Source organism: Arthrobacter sp. C2, from assembly GCA_024207135.1.
Taxonomy (GTDB): domain Bacteria; phylum Actinomycetota; class Actinomycetes; order Actinomycetales; family Micrococcaceae; genus Paeniglutamicibacter.
This window is the reverse complement of sequence record CP042428.1, coordinates 1,045,623-1,064,779: the sequence shown is the minus strand read 5'-3', so window position 1 is coordinate 1,064,779 and position 19,157 is coordinate 1,045,623. Positions and strand designations below refer to the sequence as shown.

22 protein-coding genes and 2 pseudogenes are annotated in these 19,157 nt (G+C 64.4%); 10 read left to right on the top strand and 14 right to left on the bottom strand.

The window, feature by feature from the left end:
* Positions 1-151: 151 nt before the first annotated feature.
* Together FPY90_RS05015 and FPY90_RS05010 are read left to right on the top strand one after the other, a co-directional pair.
* Positions 152-937 carry a hypothetical protein gene (locus FPY90_RS05015; protein WP_498684181.1) on the top strand — a complete coding sequence of 262 codons (786 nt, stop codon included), beginning with the start codon at positions 152-154 and terminating at the stop codon, positions 935-937.
* A gap of 79 nt (positions 938-1,016) precedes the next feature.
* Positions 1,017-1,157 carry a hypothetical protein gene (locus FPY90_RS05010; RefSeq protein WP_498684179.1) on the top strand — a complete coding sequence of 47 codons (141 nt, stop codon included), beginning with the start codon at positions 1,017-1,019 and terminating at the stop codon, positions 1,155-1,157.
* Positions 1,158-1,730: 573 nt separating this feature from the next.
* On the opposite strand, the gene FPY90_RS05005 is transcribed toward FPY90_RS05010, so the two are convergent.
* Entirely contained in the window at positions 1,731-1,934 is a 204-nt protein-coding gene (locus FPY90_RS05005) for a hypothetical protein (protein WP_071215268.1), read from the bottom strand.
* 737 nt (positions 1,935-2,671) lie between these two features.
* On the opposite strand from FPY90_RS05005, the gene FPY90_RS05000 reads away from it, so the two are divergent.
* The 4 genes from FPY90_RS05000 to FPY90_RS04985 all read left to right on the top strand — a co-directional run bounded on the left by FPY90_RS05000 (position 2,672) and on the right by FPY90_RS04985 (position 5,826).
* Positions 2,672-3,337, top strand: coding sequence for a hypothetical protein (locus tag FPY90_RS05000; protein WP_071215269.1), 666 nt, complete (start codon positions 2,672-2,674; stop codon positions 3,335-3,337).
* Positions 3,334-3,792: a phage holin family protein gene (locus FPY90_RS04995; protein ID WP_071215270.1), complete on the top strand. Its 459-nt coding sequence runs from the start codon at positions 3,334-3,336 to the stop codon at positions 3,790-3,792. Before FPY90_RS05000 ends, FPY90_RS04995 begins: the two co-directional genes overlap by 4 nt.
* A complete protein-coding gene (locus FPY90_RS04990; RefSeq protein WP_071215271.1) occupies positions 3,789-4,403 on the top strand; it encodes a DUF3618 domain-containing protein in 615 nt (204 codons plus the stop codon). Before FPY90_RS04995 ends, FPY90_RS04990 begins: the two co-directional genes overlap by 4 nt.
* A 250-nt stretch (positions 4,404-4,653) precedes the next feature.
* On the top strand, positions 4,654-5,826 hold the full coding sequence (locus FPY90_RS04985; protein ID WP_071215272.1) for an alcohol dehydrogenase catalytic domain-containing protein: 1,173 nt from the start codon (positions 4,654-4,656) through the stop codon (positions 5,824-5,826).
* Between the two features lie 86 nt (positions 5,827-5,912).
* Here FPY90_RS04985 and FPY90_RS04980 read toward each other — a convergent pair whose 3' ends face one another.
* The 12 genes and pseudogenes from FPY90_RS04980 to FPY90_RS04925 form a co-directional block, all read right to left on the bottom strand.
* The gene (locus FPY90_RS04980; protein ID WP_071215273.1) at positions 5,913-6,122 is read right to left on the bottom strand and encodes a hypothetical protein; all 210 of its coding nucleotides are present in this window, start codon (positions 6,120-6,122) and stop codon (positions 5,913-5,915) included.
* Between the two features lie 341 nt (positions 6,123-6,463).
* Positions 6,464-6,860, bottom strand: a pseudogene (locus FPY90_RS04975) (Hsp20/alpha crystallin family protein); the annotation flags it as partial.
* A gap of 258 nt (positions 6,861-7,118) precedes the next feature.
* Positions 7,119-8,240, bottom strand: a complete 1,122-nt coding sequence (locus tag FPY90_RS04970) for a YihY/virulence factor BrkB family protein (RefSeq protein WP_498684175.1) — start codon at positions 8,238-8,240, stop codon at positions 7,119-7,121.
* 635 nt (positions 8,241-8,875) lie between these two features.
* A complete protein-coding gene (locus tag FPY90_RS04965; RefSeq protein WP_498684173.1) occupies positions 8,876-9,868 on the bottom strand; it encodes a DNA topoisomerase IB in 993 nt (330 codons plus the stop codon).
* Entirely contained in the window at positions 9,869-10,846 is a 978-nt protein-coding gene (gene ku / locus FPY90_RS04960; protein ID WP_071215277.1) for a non-homologous end joining protein Ku, read from the bottom strand.
* Positions 10,847-10,926: 80 nt separating this feature from the next.
* Positions 10,927-12,477 (bottom strand): FAD-dependent oxidoreductase, encoded by a 1,551-nt coding sequence (locus FPY90_RS04955; RefSeq protein WP_498684170.1) that lies wholly within the window; start codon positions 12,475-12,477, stop codon positions 10,927-10,929.
* A gap of 19 nt (positions 12,478-12,496) precedes the next feature.
* Complete coding sequence (locus FPY90_RS04950; protein WP_353615481.1) at positions 12,497-13,018, bottom strand: amino acid permease; 522 nt, start codon at positions 13,016-13,018, stop codon at positions 12,497-12,499.
* Positions 13,019-13,636: 618 nt separating this feature from the next.
* Positions 13,637-13,795 (bottom strand): hypothetical protein, encoded by a 159-nt coding sequence (locus FPY90_RS04945; protein ID WP_286135423.1) that lies wholly within the window; start codon positions 13,793-13,795, stop codon positions 13,637-13,639.
* Positions 13,796-13,994: 199 nt separating this feature from the next.
* Positions 13,995-14,198: pseudogene (locus FPY90_RS04940) on the bottom strand (MBL fold metallo-hydrolase); the annotation flags it as partial.
* Entirely contained in the window at positions 14,192-14,380 is a 189-nt protein-coding gene (locus FPY90_RS04935) for an MBL fold metallo-hydrolase (protein ID WP_286135404.1), read from the bottom strand. The gene FPY90_RS04935 and the pseudogene FPY90_RS04940, both read right to left, overlap by 7 nt.
* Before the next feature lie 108 nt (positions 14,381-14,488).
* A complete protein-coding gene (locus FPY90_RS04930) occupies positions 14,489-14,956 on the bottom strand; it encodes a DUF4383 domain-containing protein (RefSeq protein WP_071215279.1) in 468 nt (155 codons plus the stop codon).
* A 202-nt stretch (positions 14,957-15,158) separates the two neighbouring features.
* Positions 15,159-15,356, bottom strand: coding sequence for a hypothetical protein (locus FPY90_RS04925; protein WP_498684167.1), 198 nt, complete (start codon positions 15,354-15,356; stop codon positions 15,159-15,161).
* Positions 15,357-15,774: 418 nt separating this feature from the next.
* Between FPY90_RS04925 and FPY90_RS04920 the strand changes: the two genes are divergently transcribed.
* The 4 genes from FPY90_RS04920 (at position 15,775) to FPY90_RS04905 (ending at position 18,362) form a co-directional block, all read left to right on the top strand.
* Positions 15,775-16,506 (top strand): GAF domain-containing protein, encoded by a 732-nt coding sequence (locus FPY90_RS04920; protein ID WP_498684166.1) that lies wholly within the window; start codon positions 15,775-15,777, stop codon positions 16,504-16,506.
* A 17-nt stretch (positions 16,507-16,523) separates the two neighbouring features.
* Positions 16,524-16,799, top strand: a complete 276-nt coding sequence (locus FPY90_RS04915; protein WP_071215281.1) for a hypothetical protein — start codon at positions 16,524-16,526, stop codon at positions 16,797-16,799.
* On the top strand, positions 16,799-17,518 hold the full coding sequence (locus FPY90_RS04910; RefSeq protein WP_498684163.1) for a GAF and ANTAR domain-containing protein: 720 nt from the start codon (positions 16,799-16,801) through the stop codon (positions 17,516-17,518). Before FPY90_RS04915 ends, FPY90_RS04910 begins: the two co-directional genes overlap by 1 nt.
* A 73-nt stretch (positions 17,519-17,591) precedes the next feature.
* The gene (locus FPY90_RS04905) at positions 17,592-18,362 is read left to right on the top strand and encodes an ANTAR domain-containing protein (RefSeq protein WP_498684162.1); all 771 of its coding nucleotides are present in this window, start codon (positions 17,592-17,594) and stop codon (positions 18,360-18,362) included.
* Here the strand turns inward: FPY90_RS04905 and FPY90_RS04900 are convergent.
* Positions 18,359-18,661, bottom strand: a complete 303-nt coding sequence (locus tag FPY90_RS04900; RefSeq protein ID WP_498684160.1) for a hypothetical protein — start codon at positions 18,659-18,661, stop codon at positions 18,359-18,361. The genes FPY90_RS04905 and FPY90_RS04900 overlap by 4 nt on opposite strands.
* Between the last annotated feature and the right edge of the window lie 496 nt (positions 18,662-19,157).

The following is a 19,157-nucleotide window of genomic DNA, read 5'->3' as shown; positions in this document are numbered from 1 at the left end:
TGTCGAGGTTATTTCAAGTGTTGTCCATTGCAACGAGCAAGCACGGGTCGAAGAACTCAGCAAGTATAAAATTTGGGCCGCGAGCGAGCAGATCGAGGTTCCGCAGGAGCTTGATCTGCTGATCAGACTGCTGGCCGGAAACTATCTGTTTATGGTCGAAGTCGATGAGTCGATGGTAGGTGTTCGGTGCACCCTGAAATATGCTTTCGACCAAGACGTCCAAGCACGTTCACCGGAGCACTTCATCGAGGCGGATTTCAGCCAGCTCGTTCCGGACTATGGGTTCAGCGCGAGCCAGCACTTTGAACTGGAGGTACCTTCGAGTCTGACCATCGTCTCATTGGACTTCGTCGAGTTCGACTTCGCCGGGTCTTCTACAAAGATTGATCACCTTGAATTGAGGAGCCGCAGTGAGCCACCTTTTATCGCCCACTCTGTTCTTGAACCGGGACATAGATTTTACAACGGTCTCGTGATTGCGCGGCTGACTCCGGCCAAGGCCGGGCTGCTTAGCTTTACAAAATCGGCACTTGTCTTCACATCATTCCTCGTGCTCATTGCAACACTGGTTCGGATATTTAGCGACGTGGTCCTGGCAAAGGCGGCCGTTATTCCCTCGCCATCGGCATCCATACTCTTAATCGGTCCGGCATTGCTCTTGTCATGGATCAGTAGGCAGGTAGAGCACCCGTATGAGGGGCATTTGCTTAAGCCTCTCAGATGGATCTTGTACTTGTGCACGACAGTTCTGGTGCTCATGGCGATTCTTGCAGCAATTCCCGTAGCCCAACCGGTGTGGCACGGGGCTTGGATCTTAGTTTTCGGCTCGGTACTTGCGGCCTGGTTTGTCTTCGCATGGTATTTTCTGGGGGAGACGATAAAAGGCCACGTTTCACGGATAAGATGGAACAGCAACAGGGAGGTAGATCATGGCTAAGTCGGTACGGAGCGTCGCAAAACGAAGCAGTCGATTCGTAGAAGATGCCCGAGCTGGGCGTGTGAAACTTGATGTAGTCATGAAGAACGTTGACTATGAAATCGTATCTGGCGGCGGATCGATTATTGGCGAGTACCCCTATACCGGTACCGAAGAAGAAGCCACGAAGGCCATCCGAAAAATCGTGGCTGGGGCCTCCACCAGGCAGAAGCTCGCGTAAGTGCCATATTCGGAAAGTCTGGTCGATTGGGGCAACTGAAACACCGCCCCTGATTTTGAAGCCCAGCACATCAATCGGACTTTGCCTCGGAGAAGTCGGCCGAACAAGCGGCTTGCTCGGGCTCAAAGGGCGAAGTTCCCGAAAGTTCATAATTGATGGGCATCAGGCACGTTCAGGCAGTTGCATGTGCGTGGAATCGGTCTTCCTGGAACTTCCGTTAAGGGCAATAAAAGGTGCCCACGGACGTCCAGCAAAATTCCGCCGCCCCTGCCGCCCCCAGCGCTGGCAGTGGCATCAACATGGCGACCGGAACTCTAGTTCGACGTAGGCGGAATCGCAGTCCCGGTCAGTTCGCTGCTTTTGGCTTAGTCCCCCAGCAAGACGCAGGGGACCGGAGCTCGAGTAGTGCCGAGCGGACGGGTTCCTTCTGGGTCACGCTGACGGGCGTGGTGCCACGGGGCCGGGAAAGTTCTTCAGCGTGCTGGCGTGGCGTCCGCGCACCAAGGGTGGCGATGCGTTGACGAACCTTGTTGTCGGCGGCTGGCGGTTGGCCCGAAGGCGGACCTCCGGTCGTTAGCGCGCGCTGCCGCGCATATCCACCGGCAACCCGATTCCAGGTTCCTCCGGCACCATGGCGGAAGCGATATCCGTTGCGCTGATTCCGTGTTTCAGGGCCGTGGCGCTGATAGCTTCAAAGGCATCCTGGCGTTGGCGCAACAGCAGCAGTGCCGCTGCCACGTCCTGGGCGGCCGCGCGAACCAGGTCCAAATCACCCATTGCTTGCCCGTCGTTCCGAAGTTCGCCTAATTGCCCTTGCCCCCAATGATCCGTGTGCCACATCCGTGGCGGGGTTCTTGCTGCCCTTGTTCACAGTCAAGCATTCGGGCAGCCACGGAGCAAGGATTTGTGCGGCCACCGGCACCCGAGCCAGGGACCAGGCAAGGAAAAACGGCAATTGGCCGGTGCTGGTGTCAAAAAGGTTGTGCAGCCGCGCCGATATTGGTTTGCTACTTATACAACCCGATTTCCCCAAGCAGGCGATCGGAGTTGCAATTTGGTTGGGTGTCCCGGGCCGCGGTCCGGGACTCTGCGGGGGTCATGGCCCGCGGGGAACCCGTTCGATATCGAAGCAAATTCATTTGACCGCACCGGATCCCCGGAACCGGTGCGAGGCACAAAGCGGGTCCGCCAAGCAAACCGCGGGACGCACTTTCCGACGAATACGGCTCGCCCAATGGCGGCGGGCATGGATCAACTGGAGGTCACCAATGAGTGAGAACGATCTTAACGCTGCCTATCGGCCCAAAGACAACATCGAGAGGGACCGGGACGCAGCTGACGACAGGGGACTGGAACCGGATGTGCACACGCATCCCGGCGTTCCTGTCGAACCGATTGGGCCACTGGAACCTGCCGGCCCTCCGGCACCGGTGAGCCCGCAGGATTCGGGCTCGTTCGCTGCGGCGGGCACTGAGATGCCGTTGGCACCGCCGCCGGCCACAACAGAAACCCCCATGGAGGGCGAATCCGGCATGGGGGCGCAAGCCAAGGAGGAAACCCGGGCGCTGGCTCGCGAGGGCGTGGATTCCGCCAAGCACGTGGGCCAGACGGCCAAGCGCGAGGCCGAAGAGGTCCTGGACCAGGCCAAGGAGCAGGCATCCAACCTGTTTTCCGAGCTTGGATCGGACATCCGCGAACAAGCGGGAACCCAACAGCAAAAGATTTCGGCCAACCTGCGCCAGATCAGCGGGGACCTGCGCAACATGCTCGCGTCCTCCGATGCCTCGGGCAGCGCGTCGATGTTGGTCGACCAAGCCGCAAAGCACAGCGGGAACGCGGCGGACTGGCTTGAACAGCGGGAGCCCGGTGACCTGCTTGACGAGGTCAAGGGCTTCGCACGCCGACGGCCCGGGGCCTTTTTGGGCATCGCGCTGGGTGCGGGTCTTCTCGCCGGGCGCATCACCCGCAATGCCGGAAGCGGGCCGGACCAGAGCCGGAAAAACGCCGTTGAAACCCCCGGATTCCCGGAGGCCGCCCAACCGCGAACGGCCAGCCCGCTGCCGCCGACGGTGAACCCAACCATCGGTGAAGGCGCGGTGGGCGGCACCGGGAGCAACCCGGGTGTCGGCTACAACCCGTCGGCGGTGCACGGCACCGAGCAGGGGTACACCGGGCCATGAGCGAATATCCAACAACGGCATCGGGAGCCCACAGCACCGACATTCCCCCTGGGCAGGCGAAGGGAGTCCCGACCTCGGATGCTTCCCTCGGAGAACTGTTCAGCGACCTGAGCCAGAACGTCTCGGAGCTGGTGCGCCAGGAAGCGGAGCTGGCCAAGGCCGAGCTGCGCCAGACCGCACGTTCGACGGGCAAGGTGGCGGGGCTGTATGCAGGCGCCGGCGTGGCCGGCCACTTCGTACTGCTCTTCCTCTCGCTTGCGGCAATGGTCGGACTAGCCTCCTGGATGGGCTATGGCTGGTCCGCGGTGGTGATCGCGGTGATCTGGGCGATCATTGCCGCCATCATGGCCACGCTGGGCAAGAAGCATTTCAAGGAGGTCAAGGGCATGCCCAAGACGGCCGAAACCATTAAGGACATTCCGCCAACATTCAACCCCCAGGAGGAAACCCCATGAACCGGAATCCGGAAGAGATTCGTGAGGACATCGAACGTACCCGCGGCAACCTTGGCGAGGACGTTGACGCGATTGCCGACAAGGTCATGCCCTCGAACATTGCCCATCGGCAGAGCGAGAAGATCAAGGGCTCCGTGCGCCGGGCCAAGGAAGCTGTCATGGGCTCCGTGGATCAGGCCGGCTCGGCCGTCCCGGAGGCCTTGCACGAGGCACCGCGCGCCATGGCCTCCCAGACCCGCGGAAACCCGCTGGCCGCCGGGCTGATCGCCTTCGGCGCAGGATTGCTGATTTCCTCCCTGGTCCCCGGGAGCGAGAAGGAACGCGACATGGTCCACACACTCAAGGACAAGGCGGAGCCGGTGACAACCGAGATCTCCGAGGCCGCCAAGGACATCGCACAGGACATGAAGCAACCTGCGGCCGAGGCCATGGAAAGCCTCAAGGACTCGGCCAGGGAATCGGCGCAAACGGTCAAGGAGGAGGCCTCGGACGAGGCCAGCTACCTGCAGGACGAGGCCAGCGGCGCCGCGGCGAACGTGAAGGATTCCGGGGGCCAGACCGGGCCCGGCGTCCCACCGGGCGATCCGGCTCACCGTACCGGCGGTATTTAGGAACGCCACGCACCACGCGGAGGGGCCGGGATTTTCCCGGCTCCTCCGTCATCTGGGGATGCTGACCGGCGCCATCCCCGTCCACCCCCGATCGACCGAACGCTGGAGGAACGATGAAGGCCTGCGAGACGTGCGGAAACGCCTCCGGTAACACCTTCACCATGACCCGCGACGGCGAAACCAATATGTTTGACAGGTTCGAATGGGCCATACATGGCCCATCCCATCCACCACGCCACCGGAGGAAACCATGAAGGCATTGACCTGGCAGGGAAAACGCAAGATTGAATATTCCGAGGTGCCCGATCCGCGCATCGAAGACCCGGGGGACATCATCATCAAGGTGAGCTCCACCGCGATCTGCGGATCCGACCTGCACCTCTATGAAATGATGGGCCCGTTCATGCATGCCGGAGACATCGTCGGGCATGAGCCCATGGGCATCGTCCAAGAAGTCGGATCCGCGGTCCGGCGCGTGAAGGTCGGGGACCGGGTCGTCATCCCCTTCAACATCTCCTGCGGCCACTGCTGGATGTGTGAGCGCGGACTGCAGTCCCAGTGTGAAACGACGCAAGTGCGCTCCCAGAACAAGGGCGCGGCGTTCTTCGGCTACTCGGAACTCTATGGCCAGGTTCCCGGGGGACAGGCGGAGTACCTTAGGGTCCCGCATGGCGATTACGGGGCCATCGTGGTGGGCAGCGAACTACCCGATCACCGCTACCTCTTCCTTTCCGACATCCTGCCCACCGCGTGGCAGGGCGTTGCATACGCGGACGTGCCCAAGAACGGGACCCTGGCGGTTTTCGGGCTCGGGCCCGTCGGCCAGCTGGCAGCGCGCATCGGCACGCACCTGGGCCACCGGGTGATCGGGGTGGACCCGGTGCCCGAACGGCGCACCATGGCCCAGCGCCACGGCATTGAAACCATGGAGTTCGACAAGGACATCGCCGAAAGGCTGCGCGAAGCCACACAACGCGGACCCGACGCCGTGCTGGACGCGGTCGGGATGGAAGCCCATGGCTCGCCCGGCGCACAGTTGTTGCAGCAGGCCACCGGCCTGCTGCCGGACAAGGTGGCGCAACTGGCGATGGAAAACGTCTCGGTGGACCGCACCGCCGTGCTGCATGCGGCGGTGCGCACGGTGCGCCGCGGCGGCACGATTTCGCTCAGCGGTGTCTATGCGGGGGCCGCCACTCCCATGCCAATGCTGGAGATGTTCGACAAGCAGATCCAGCTTCGCCAAGGCCAATGCAATGTGCGTCACTGGACCGCACAGCTGCTGCCGATCGCCGAGGATCCGGGGGACCCGCTGGGCCTGGATGACCTGGTGACCCATACCGCGCCGCTGTCCCGGGGCCCGGAGCTCTACGAGACATTCCAGAAGAAGCAGGATGGCTGCATCAAGGTGGTCCTTGAGCCGTAGGGAATCGCAGTGGGCGGGGCCGGGGACGAAAACAGGCCCCCAGCCCCAACTCGTTAACGAGTCGGGGCCTGGATGGCCGAAGCGGATCAGGCGGCGAGCATCGGACGCTCTCCGGCGAGCTCACGGTCGTCGCGAAGCAGGGACGGTTCGCTGGCCACATTCACCTTCTTCTCGGGGATCCCGTGGTCGAGAGCGGTCTGGACGATGGCATCCAAAGCTGCCATGCGCTCCTGCAGAAGGACACGCGCGGAGGCCACGTCCTCCGCGGCTGCGTGGATCAAATCCAGTTCATGCACGTCAAGAACCTTTCGTTGTCGTTGACATTATATAATTTGAATCCTAATAGGTTTGAAATTATCGTTCAAGCAAATCGGCGCACGGCAGGTTGCGGGTGGTGGGAAACCGCGAAGCCCCCTGGCTGAGAGGACCTGCAGGACTGCCCGGTTTCGCCCGAACACGGATGGTGCCTACACCTCTTCCTCTCCAGTGGGGAAGAGGACACCAGCGGCGATGCCCATCGGCACGAGCCAGTCATTGACCCCCACTGAAAAGGACCTCGGCCCCGGCCGGGCTGCTGCGGGGTCCGCCGGGCGGCTCCCTGCCGGGATCCGCGCTCAGGCGTTGATTTCGTGCTGTTCGCTGTTTTCGCCGTATCGGCGATCTTGCGCGGCTTGGCCCGCTCAGCGACCGGGATGCGCAAGGTCAGCACCCCGCCGTCATAGGCGGCCCCTATGCGTCCGGTATCGAGGTTCTCGCCAAGGACCCCTTGCGGTTGTAGCGCCCGCGGGAGCGTAGTCCGCGAGGATCTCGGCGCTCTCGGCCAGCGGCTCACGTTCTGCCTGGTCGGTGGCCACATCACGTTCAACGTCCAGGTCCATGGAATTCGGGCTGACGCCGGGCAGGTCGAATTCCACGTGGAAGACATCGCCATCCCGTCGCGCATCCATCGGCATGGGGGCCGGCCGGGCAGTGCACCCCGGTAGTTGCTGGGCGAGCCGGTCGAGGTCCCGAAACGGATCGGTGCGCATCAACATGGTTTTCACTCCTTGTCGGTAACGTTGTCCGTTGCATCCGCCGCCACGGTCTCGGCGGGTGCAGCATTTTTATGGCATTGCCACCGAGGTGATGCAATAAACTGTCGTGGAATTTCTTCGGGGAACGTTTCAGCGGGACCGACCCTGCAAATAGCGCCTTGACCACCAGGCGCGGCTACACGGTAGGAGCCAGGCGAAGCGCAGGGAGGCTGTCCGCCCAGATCCGCCCGGCGGCCTCGAGCCGCTGAAACGGCCTTTCTACCGCTCGTCCTTGGCATCCCTGCCCTGTTCGGGATCGGCGGCTTCGGCTTCCAGGCGCAAGTCCCTTCCGTCCCGGATGTCCTTGTCTTCCTGCTTCCGCAGTTTTTCGCTGGCCTTGGTGTCGCGCGGGGGCAGCTGGAGGGACTCCTCGGCCTCGATGCCGCCTTGCAGTTCGCGTCCGCGTTCGGTTTCGCTGTCGAAGATGGCACCAAAGAGCAAGGAGAGGTTGGCAATCCAGATCCAGAGCAACATCACGATGACCCCGCCGATGGCACCGTAGGTCTTGTTGTAGTTGCCGAAGTGTGAGACGTAGAAGAAGAATCCGAGGGTGGCGATCGCCATGACGACCAGGGCGATCACGGAACCCGGGCTCAACCAACGGAATTTGGGCTGCTTGACGTTCGGGGTGCCGTAGTAAAGCACGGCAATCAGTACCACTGCGAAAATGACCAGGACCGGCCACTTGGCAATGTTCCAGACCATCACCGCCGTCTCACCAAGCCCGACCGCATCGCCGATGTTCCGGGCAAGCGGTCCGGAGACGACAAGCAGAACGGCCATGACCACGGCGATCAACAGCAGGACCAGCGTCAGAAGCAGCATCAACGGCTTCAACTTGTAGAAGGGGCGCCCCTCTTGCACATCGTAGATCTGGTTGACCGCGCGCCCGAAGGCACCGACATAACCCGACGCGCTCCACAGGGCACCAAGCAGACCGGCGATCAACGCGAATCCCGCCGATGGGGCGCTGGCCAACTGCCCGATGGGCTGTCGCAGCGTATTTGCGACCTCGGGACTCGCGACGCCCTCCACGATCCGCATCATTGTTTGGGTCGTGGACTGGGCCTGTCCCACCAGACCGAGCAGCGAAACCAAGGCCAAGAGGGCGGGAAAGAGCGAAAGCATGGCGAAGTAGGTCAGTGCGGCGGCAAGGTCGGTGCACTTCTCACGGGAGAATTCGCGGATGGAGCGCTTGAAGATGTACTTCCAGGATGCGCCACCGAGCTCGGTGGGTGCATCCGGCTTCCGTTCGTCATCGGGCGCCGGAGCCGACCGGCCCTTTTGGGCTGTACCGGTGGCGGTTCGGCTCGCGCTTCTGGATTCATTTCGACTGGACATGCCAACACCTCAACAATTGATGGTCTTCCGCGGTCGGTTTCCCCCCTCGCCCAAAGTTAAGCACGCACCATGACACGGGGCAAGGATTTGCACACGCCTCTTAGGGCGGTCCTGATCGGGTCCTCATCACACGGGCGGATACCGCCCGCTCGGGTGATCCGTGCGTCTGCGGTGCCTTTTCTTCCGTCCCGCCAAGGCTGTCCCGATCCCTTTGGGCCGGATCCACGGCAGGGTTGCCGGGGTGAACACCGTTCCGGCCAACGGGCCGTCCTGGACGGCCAAGACCATGGACACGCACCTGGTCCGGGAGCAAGGGAACGAGGCATCCATCGGTTGCATTGCCGGGCAGCGGGAACGGGTTTCCACCTGCCCAGCCCGCAGACGATGGAAGGTAGGCCGTGTCTTCCCGCACCGCCGTGGACGGCCCATCCTCCGATGCACGCCAATGGCCGAACCGGCTTGCGGCCCGCAGAACGAGTCGATGGGTCGCCGCGTGGTCCGAAGCCCGCAGAACTGCTCGCACTTTCCGCACCAGCATTCGAAGTCCCGGACCGGAGGCGCTGAACCACGTCGCCGCCAAGGACGAACCATTCGCCCCGGAACGTGTTCGGTGCCGAGTCAGCCATGCAACCGGCTCACTCGGGTTCCTCCCCGTCGCCCTCCATCAGCAGGGCGAGCACTGCGCGGTCGGGTTGGCGCCGCGGATCGGCCACGACGCCGCGCTCAAAAAGATCGATGAGCCGCGGGTTCACATATGACCCGCGGGCGACGGCCGGGGTGTTGTGCAGCCACTGGGCCGCCTCGTCGATGGCCGCAGTCACTGCCTCCGGGGAGGTGGCACCGGCGCGCAGGGAACGGGCCAGTGACAGCGCGGCCACGACGGTGCCCTGCCAGGTGCGGAAATCCTTGGCGGTAAAGCCGTGCCCCGCCACCTCGCCGAGGTACGCATTGACCTCGCCGTCCGAAACGGGCTTCCATTCCTTGCGCCGCCCCACAGGCACCGCATGGCAAATAGCCGGGCCCGAACGGGGGGTGTGCGGCAGGGCGGCAAAGTACGCGGCCAGCAGCTTGTCCGTGAGCGCGACGTCCCAGTCACCCGCGGACTTGCCGCGGAACCTCAGGTGGACCGTGTCGCCCTCCAGGCTCAAGTGGCGCTTGAGCAGCGTGGTGGCGCCAAAAGAACCATTCTCCTGGGCATAGGCGGCGCCCCCGACCCGAAGCCCGGCGCGGTCCATCAGGCGTACCGCGGCAGCCAGTGCGCGCAATCTGGGGTCACGCTCTTGCTTGAGGTCGCGGGTGACGCCTCGACGGATCGTGGGCAGGCGCTGGGCGAAGGCCAGGGAACGAATGAACTTCTCGTGTTCGCGCATTTGCCGCCACCGGGGGTGGTAGATGTATTGCAGCCGCCCGGCGGCGTCCACGCCGGTGGCCTGGATGTGGGCCGAGGGGGCGGAGGCGATCCACACCTGGGTCCAGGCCGGGGGGATGGCCAGCGCGTTGATGCGCTCGAGCAGGCGATCGGAATGGATCCTGCGGCCGTTGGCCGAGACGTAGCTGAATCCGCGTCCGGCGACCCGGCGGCGGATGCCCTTGGTGCCGGGCTGGACCCGTTCCAGCTCCTGGTCCATCTAGGCTCCCTTGCGGGTCTTTGTCCGGGCTGCAGTGGACTCGGAGGCCTTCGTCTTGGTGGGCGTTTTCTTCTTGGCCGGGGCCTTCTTCTTGGTGGAAGACTTCTTTTGAGCGGCCGTCTCAGCACGCTTCGAATCAGGGGTGCTCCTGGTGACCGAGCTCTTGCCCGCCGCCGGTTTGGCGGAGGTTCGCTTGTTGGCGATGCTGCGCTTGAGCGCCTCCATCAGGTCGATCACGCCCCCCTCTTCCCCCATGTCCGAGGTGTCGCCGGTCCCGAAGGTGGCCTCGGTGTCCAGTGCGTCGCCTTGCTTGAGCTTTTCGCGAATCAGCGTGCGCAACTGCACCTGGTAGTCGTCCTCGAATTCCTCCGGGGTGAAGTCGGTGGTGAATTGCTTGACCAGGGCAGCGGACATCTTCATCTCCTGCGGACTGATCTTGCTGGCGGTGCGGGCGGAAGCGAAGTCCGCCTCGCGCACCTCATCGGCCCACAGCATCCCCTGCAGGACCAGCACGTCCCCGCGCACCCGCAGGATGCCCAGGCGGGTCTTTTGCCGCAAGGCAAACTTCACCACCGCCGTCAGTTCCGTTTCCTCGAGGGTCTGGCGCAGCAAGACGTAGGCCTTGGGCGATTTCGAATCCGGGGCGAGGTAGTAGCTGCGCTCCAACATGATCGGGTCGATCTGATCGTTGGGAACAAACTGGACGACGTCGATTTCCCGGCTTTTCTCCGCGGGAAGGGCTTCCAAGTCCTCGTCGCTGAGCACAACGGTGCGTTCCCCGTCGTCAAAGGCCTTGTCGATGCGTTCGTAGGGGATCTTCTTCCCGCATTTCTCGCACTTGCGCTGGTAACGGATCCGTCCGCCGTCCGCGTCGTGCACCTGGTGCAGGTCCACATCGTGGTCCTCGGTGGCGCCGTAGGCCTTGACCGGCACATTGACCAGTCCAAACGCGATGGATCCACTCCATATTGCTCTCATGGACCCAGTCAAGCACCCGTGCCCGGCCTTGGCCAGAGAATGCGCGCCGGGCCGGGCATCGGTACACAGTCGCCTACGGGTCAGTCCGCCGGCTTCAGGTCCTCGGTCGCCGGGCCCTCAATGAGGAAGCCGGTCGGTGTGAAGCGCGACCCGTGCAGCGGGCAGTCCCAGGATGCTTCCTCGTCGTTCCAGGTGAGGATGCCACCGAGGTGGGTGCATACCGCCGATACCCGGCAGGTCCGCCCCTCGACGGTGGAGACCGCCACCGGGTGCAGTCCCTCGCGAACGACACTGCCGCGGTGTGGTGCAGGGGGATCTCCTTTTTCGCGGGGGGCAGTCTCGGCGGTCGGGGGGTCTTCCAGCCTTTCTTCTTTTCCCTTGCCGCTTTCGGTGAGCGCGTGGGCCCATCCCGAGAGCAGGTCCCTGGCGACCCCGGCGTTGAATTTTCCGGTCTCCGCCAAGGCCTTGGGTCCGGAGACGCGGTGGCCCAGCACCTCGGCCCACGGCATCCGGCCTCCCAGGATCGAGGCGGAGAGCCGCAGCGCCGCCGCCACGGAATTGGTCATGCCCCATTTGTTGTATCCGGTCGCCACCATGATCTTGCCGCCGGAGCGCGGCATGGTCCCGACGAACGGCACGGAGTTGACCGAGCGATAGTCCTGCGCCGACCAGGCATGGGTGCGCTCGCCGAGCGAGAAATGCCCACGGGCCCAGCGATCGAGGTCGCGTGCGGCTTCCCGCGGCGCCCCCGCGCCGACCGGATGGCCGTTGCCGCCCACGAGCAGCACCTCGCGACCATCGTGGCTGGCCGTGCGCAGGGAACGGGATGGGAAATCGATGGACAGGTACATGCCTTGAGGAAACGGCGACGCGCCCGGGGAACCGGTGTAGGCGGCGACGTAGGATCTGGAAGGTTCCAGCTTCGCAAAATAGCCGCCGCGGTCCAACACCGGGGTTCCGGTGGCCAGGATGAGGGTGTCGGCGCCGAGCTGGCCCCGCGAGGTGGCGATTTCCAGGGGTGCCGAGTTTGTCGAGTCCTTCAGGCGCGTGTCCTCAAAGATCCTGGCACCCCGGCCGCGCAGGTCGGCGCAGAGCGCCGTGATCACGGCAATGGGGTCGATCTGGGTTTGGCCGGCCAGGGTGAGGGCAGCGGCAACGCCAAAAGGCAGGCCGGTCTCCGGCCCCTCGATCATCCGCACCTCCAGACCCGCCCCATGGCTGACTGCGGCCTCTTGTTCCAGCGTGTCACGGTGCTTGGCCTCGACGGCATAGGTGAAGGCGTCCCGGGACTCGTGGGGGACCGAGTGCTCGGCCAGGTACTGGCGCAGCCACGCCTGGCCCTCGAGGTTCCCCTCGACGTAGGCGCGCACGACCTCGGCAGAAGAATTCTTGCGGATCTGCTGCAGGGTGGTGCCTTGCAGGAGGCTGAGCTTGGCGGTGGTGTTCCCGCTGGTCCCGGCACCCACGAACCGGGATTCAAGGACGGCAACCCGCTGCCCTGCCCGGCTGAGCAGCAATGCGGTGACCAATCCGGTCAGGCCGGCACCGGCCACGACGGTATCGAAGCGGGCGCCGGGTTCGAAGGGATCGGTTGGTATTCCTGGTTTCGGATCCAGCCAGATTGATTCCACGGTTTTCTCCTCGGTGCATCTAGTGTGGTTCGATGTCATCGACGGCTCGCGGAACGGCATCGATGGCCCAATTCCCCGACCGCCTTTCGGTCCGTTCGTTGTCTTGGTTCGCTGTGGTCCGGGAGCCGGCGCCGGTCAGGACGAGCACCAGGAGCAGGCCCGAGACCTGGATGGCCGTCATGAGCACGTTGGCCCGAACCGACTCCTTGATGCCACGTGCATTCAGCAGTGCCACCACGAGCAGGAACACGATGGCGGCGGGGAGTGCCGGTACGTCCAGGAACGGTTTGAGGTAGTCCCCGGCGAAGGCAATACTCAGCCCGGCGGCACTGCTGCCCCCTGCAGCGAGCATGGAGAAACCCACGAGAGAGGAAATCCAGGGCCAATTGAAGTCACGTTCCGCAAAGACCGCCGCGTCACCGGCTTTTGGATACCTTGCCACGAGCCCGGCGTAGGAGTCGGCGGTCAGCATCGCCAGCACCAGCGCAATGGCCAGCGGAATCCAAAGTGCTCCTCCGACTTCACCGGCGATCTCGCACACCAAGGCAGAGATGCCGACCGAGCCCGTCGCCCAGGATGAAGAAGGTCGCCCAGGATGAAGAAGTACAGCAGTCGATCGGTGATACCTTGTTTCAACTTTGATTGCGGAAGGTCTCCTTGCTCTGCCATGGTGCCACCCTATGTCGCGGCTCATCGGGCTGGAAGGAAAATGCGTGCCATGCCTTGCATCCAATGGCGGTGTTCCGGGAGGATCCGCTGCATGCGGGACCTCGGTCTTCGGGTCGGTACCCGGCGTCGAAGCGTTCGTGGCCCCGCCCCATGGCAATACCGGGCGATCCCGGCGAAGCGCTTGCGGTGCTTTTCGCCCGGGCGCTTGCAATGGCACAACTGCCTGGCGACGCAGTCGGCCGGCGGCCGCGACCACAGGTCTCCGGAGCCAGGGGATCGACCCAAAGCCCGGGCAGTTCAATGCCGCTTTCGGCGCGCGGAAACGGCTAGGTCGTGGCTCGACGGAAATACTGGGAGAGTCGTTGACCAATGCTTCCAATTCCGTCAGCGCCTCCAGGATTGGTATCTCCATTGCGCCCTGCCTCACATCGGGGGTGGATGGATACGGGCCCAAACAGCGGGGGAGCTGCAGTGGAACCGCTGGCCCGCATCAAACTACCGGCAGGCTGCGGGCGTGGGCCACAGCGACGGCAATGTCGCCGTGGTATGGGTCGCCGTGGCCGGGAAGGAAGGTTTGCGCGCCGGTGTCCGCCAGCAGCGCCAGTGAGTGCAATGATTCGTCGGTGTCCGCGGTTGCTGCGGCCGCCACGATCCTGGGCCGGTCTTGGCCGTGTACGGGTCCAGTGTGACCAGTGCGTCCCCGGTGACGACCGTGTTGCGTTCGGGGAAATGCAAGGCACAGTGCCCGTTGGTGTGTCCCGGGACGTGGATGACATGGGGGATCCGGGCAGGAATGGTGCGGGCCCGGGGTCCAGGGCGTGGTAGTTGGTGACGCCCTTGACGTTCAAGGCGCCGGCCGCCGCCATCTGTGCCAGGATCGGGATGGCCCGCGGGTATTTGAAGGGATAGACCCAGCGTGCCTTCTCATGCGCATACCGGTAGGGGTGGGCGGGTATGTGTGCGTCCTGCGGTTGGATCCACAGCGGTGTCCCGTAGTGGCGTTGCAGGCGGGCGGTGGTGCCCAAATGGTCGAGGTGGGCGTGCGTCAGCACCAGCGCCTCGGCACTTTCCGGGGCGCTAGCCCAAGGCCACGGAGGGCATCGACGAGCATGTCCCAAACCGCCGGAAGCCCGGCATCGACAACCATGAACCGCTCGTCCTGCTGAACGATGTAGCAATTGACATTGGCGTGGCGAACCATGTGGATGCCTTCGGCCACATTATTTTGGATCATGCGAGCCTCAACTCCTTGACGTCTTTTCGATGTCCCCGTGCCTTGGTGTCGGGGGTGGAGGGAAGGCAGCGGCGGAACACATCCGCCGCCACCTTCGCGGGACGGGATCTAGCGGAGTCCAGCGTCCCGGTTCCCGCGGTTTGGGCGGCTGAGCATCAGCCCGAGTGCCACCATCCCGATACCCAGGACGAGGTGCAGCCAGTTGTCGGCATTGTTGAGCGGGATGAAGTTCGCCGCGCTGTCATGGTCAATGAGCAGTCCGTAGATCCACAGGGCCAGGTAGATGATGCCTCCCACGAGCAGGTAGGCCTTCGCCAGGCGGGCGGACCTGGCCATGGAAAGCCCGGCGACGCCGAAAATCAGGTGGACGGCGTTGTGGAGGTAGGAAACCTGGAAAACCCCGAGCAACAGTGCCCCGGAATGGTGTCCGGCGCCCGCGAGCTGGTCATAGTTGCTGGTGATGCCCGGGATGAATCCCAGGATGCCAAAGAGCAGGAAGACCGCTCCGACGACCATTGCCGCCTTCTCGACGGCGCTTCTGTCTTCAGCTTGTCCCGTGTTCTCGTACGTGGCCATGATTTGCTCCCTACTTGATGGCTTGCGTTTGCGGGTTTGAGGAAATTCCGGGGGGATCCAGGCCGCGCGGTCCTTCTGCGGGGCCAGCGGCATTGTTTGGGGTCCCCGCCGGAGTCGGTGGCCCAGCTGTGGCTGGCCTTCCAGGTGTACGAAGCGAACGGTCCGGCCGAACGCTCCTGAGCGGCCGCCCGGCCCCGATGCGTCAACGCCTTGCGTCGCCCACGGGGTTCCGGATCCCGGTGGGGGAGAAGCCGCCGGCCGCGGCGACGTCGACGGCCGGGATCCCTCGATCCAGGGCATCGCGGTTGATGGCCTCCAGGGTATCCAGCCGTTGGCGCAGCAGCGAACGGGCCGCGGCAACGTCTTGCGCGGCTGCACGGATCAGCTCCAGCTCATGCAAGGGATCCGCCGTTCGCCGGTGACTTCATGGTCTTGGTTCCTTTCGGTGTCGTGGCCTGGCAACCGGCTCGTGGTGCGCCGACGGGAAGGCCGGGCATGTGGGGTGTCCGGTGCAACGAGGGAATCACGAATTCCCATTCGGACCGTCCGGCCCGGATTTCCGTAAGAATGATCGAGGGACACGCGGGCCACTGCCTGGTCCCGGCGACGCGTCGTCACGGGGCCATCTTCCCGTACATCCAAAGTCAAGCATCCCCTCCATGGCCGATCAAGGATTTAGCAAACCCTGCAGGATGCACCGCCGGAAAGGTCTGCACGCCGGCCGCGAAAAGCCCACGGAACCCTGCGCTTTTGGAGGCACAAATGTGTAGGCTTGAAGGAGGACGCCCGTTCTTCGTCCTCCAGTGAAAGGTGTGCTCATGGTCCAGGTCGAGAGGTCCCTCCCGCTTGCCCAGGAGCTGGCCGCGGTTGCCGCAAGCGCCGCGGGCCTGTTGCTGACCGAGAACACAGTCGCCGAAACGTTGAAACTCATCACCTCGGTGGCGAAGTCGATTGTCCCCTATGCCGCAGGTTCCGGGGTGACCCTGATAGACGCCAACGCCCGGAAGACCAGCGCCGCGGCCTCCGACGAAGTCGTCGAGCGGGCCGATGCCCTGCAATACGAACTCGAGCAGGGCCCGTGCCTCTCCGCCTGGGCGAGCGGGGAAACCATCGTCGTCCAGGACATCGCCAAGGACGAGCGATGGTCCGACTGGTCTGCCGCCGTGGCGCCGCTGGGTGTCGCTTCATCCATCAGCGTTCCGCTGGTCTACGCCTCGGAATCCTTTGGCGCGGTGAAGGTCTACGCGACCGAGCCCCAGGCCTTCACCGAACGCTCCCGCGCGGTCCTTGAACTGCTGGCCCGGCAGGCTGCCGTCCTGCTCAAGCACGCCACCACCGCGGAGCAGGCCAAGAAGCTCAGCGAGGATCTGCGCAGAACCTTGCATTCACGCGACGTCATCGGCATGGCCAAGGGCATTCTTATGGAACGCCACGGGCTCGACGCCGATGCGGCTACGCGCCACCTGATGAAGCAGGCGGTCTCCGAGGGCCGAACCCTGGGGGAGATTGCGGCAGGGCTAGTCGAGGCAGCCGGCCGGCAAGGCTCCTGACGACAGGGGGATTGGCCATGGAAATTGACGACGACGACCTGCAACTCAAGCAATTGCGCCAGGCCCTGCCGCTGGCCGGCCTGAGCGTGGGGGAACTGTGGCTGCGCTATTTCGGCATTGGCGGCTCGGCCGGCCAGTTCGAGATCGAGGCCTACCTTTACGCCGCGCACTCCCTGCCGACGCTGGAACGCGACCTGGTGGCCCACGCCATCAACGAACGGTTCATGGACCTCGGCCTGGACGTGCGGGTTCCCTATTCCGCGGATATCGATCCGGGCCAGCAGGAGAGCTGATGGGCAGGCAGGGAAACGATTCGCGGCACCAGGAGGAGCTCCAGGACCTGTTGCTCGACAGCCGGGGATTCACCGAATTCATGCTGGAACTGGTGCTGATCGCCGCCTCCGGGATGGGCGGGGGAGAACCGGTGCTGTGCTCCATCACGGTGGAGCGCGAAGGCTTTCCGCTCACGGTGGCCAGCAGCGCCGCCGCGGCCATGGCCCTGGACGAACGCCAGTATGCCGTTGGCGACGGCCCCTGCCTGACGGCGCTGCGTCAGCAGCGCAAGGTCCATATCCAGGACCTTGGCGCGGCGCAGGATTGGGAAGGCTACGCGCAGGAAATCTCCTCCAGCGGCGTGCGTTCGATCCTTGCCGTCCCCGTGGAAGCCGGCAGCGGCACCCAGGCGGCACTGAATTGCTATGCCCGCGATCCGGCAGACATGGACGAGGACTTCGTCGCCGCCGTCGAGGCGTTTGCCGAATCGATCTCGCGCATCCTGCGCCTGGCCTTGCGGTTCCACCTGCCCGCATTCGCCGGGGCCGACCTGGACGCGGAACTGCGCGTCCGCGCCCTGGTGGATGCGGCCGTTGCGGTGATCATGGCCAGGGACAAGTGTGGTCGGTCGGAGGCCTTTTCCCGGCTTGGCCGCTCGGCCTTCGAGGGCGGGGTGCGCCTCAAGGAACGGGCAATCCAGGTGCTGCGCGAGGCGCGGCGGGCCCAGGGGATTGAATAGGCTAGGGTACATGGTGGCAAGGCAGGGACACCGTCTTGGGTGGACTGCGACCGGCCCGGGAAAGAGGACACCAATGGGCAGCGATCCGGCCGAAATCGACCTCATGCATCGGGCGGCCACGGGGAACCAAGCACCCCTGGATGCCAAGGATCCCCAGTTGCCGGAGGATCCCGGCCTCCCCGGGTTCCTGGCCAGTCTCTGTGCCCTTTCCGCTGTGCTCGGCTCGATCGGGGAGCGGGAGCTGGAATGCTCGATCACGTTGGTGCGCAGAGACCTCGAACCGCTGCACGCCGGCAGCAGCGCGCGCGCCACCGAACTTGGCAGCTTGTTTTCCGGCAGCCTGCCCACGCCATGGACGCAGGACCCGCACGGCGCCGCGCTGCTGGTGGTCCAGGACGCCGCCCGCGAATCCGGCTGGCCCGAGGGCGCACGCAGGCTGCGTGCCGAAGGCATCCAGGCAGCACTTGCCGTGCCCATGCTGCTGGATGGAGGGGACCTGGCCGTGTGCGTGTTCTATTCACCCGTTGCCGAGGTCTTTGGCCACGGGGTCGTCCTGGGTGCCACACACCACGTGTCACGGATCCGGAACGCGCTGCTGCTGGCCTTGCGGCATCCCGCCGGGAACCCTGCGACTCCCGGCGAGCTCCACTGTGCCCTGGCCTCCCGCTCCGACGTCGACCTGGCCGTGGGCGCTGTCGCCCGGGCGCAGCACTGTTCGCTGGAGGAGGCATTGGCAGCACTCGTCCGTGCCGCGTCACACGGCGACAGGAAACTGCACGCCGTGGCCGCCGAGCACCTGCAGGAGGCGAAGTCGATTACCGCAGGCAGCGGGTCCGGGTGCTAGGCGCCCAAGAGCCAGATGCCTGTGCCGTAGCCGCGCAGCAATGTTGAATACGGGAGCGCCGGTGGCGTGGAGGTGCGAAAGCCTTGGTACTCCTCGCACTTGCCGCACCAGCATTCAACATCCCACTGCGCCGGGCCCGGGCCGTGTCGCGGCACCGGCTTGACTTCCTCGTAGACCAGGTACTGGTCGCTATGGCACGTGCCGCAAATCGCCGGGGAGCCCTGTTGCCGCGGGGCAATGATCGCTGCGGTGGTTCTTTCGGCGCCGCGCGGCGCCGGTCTTTCATGTGGGGTTGTCATGAGCCCGATCCTCGAAATTCCGAAAAGTTGCCAACGGATGACGTGTTTCCCGGGGTCTGGAGAAACCACGCGTGGCCGGCGAACGCGTCGCCGGCCCATCGATAAATTGATTATGCACAAAGCCCCAAACCAAAGACAAGGAATTCGACACGCGCGGGCGCGTTCCATGGAGGATCGCAGACGACGCACCGCGTTTTCTCGATGCCCGGCGGTGGCCCGCCCTTGGCAGCCCGAGGCCGCTTTCTGTGTCCGTGTTTCCGTGCCTGGCTTAGGCTTCCCAACCCTCGGAATACCTCACGTACACGTGCGGGGTCCGGGTAACCAGGTCGACGAAGTCGGCCAGCGAGTTGAGCACCTTCAGCCCGGCCATTGCCCGCCTTCTGGCCCGCCGTGTGGTGCTTTTCCGTTCCTATGGGAAACGTGCCACCGGTAGCCATGCCGCACTTCTTGCCGTGAATCCGGCGGCGGCCCGGACCCTTCCGGGGGTGCCGTCCGT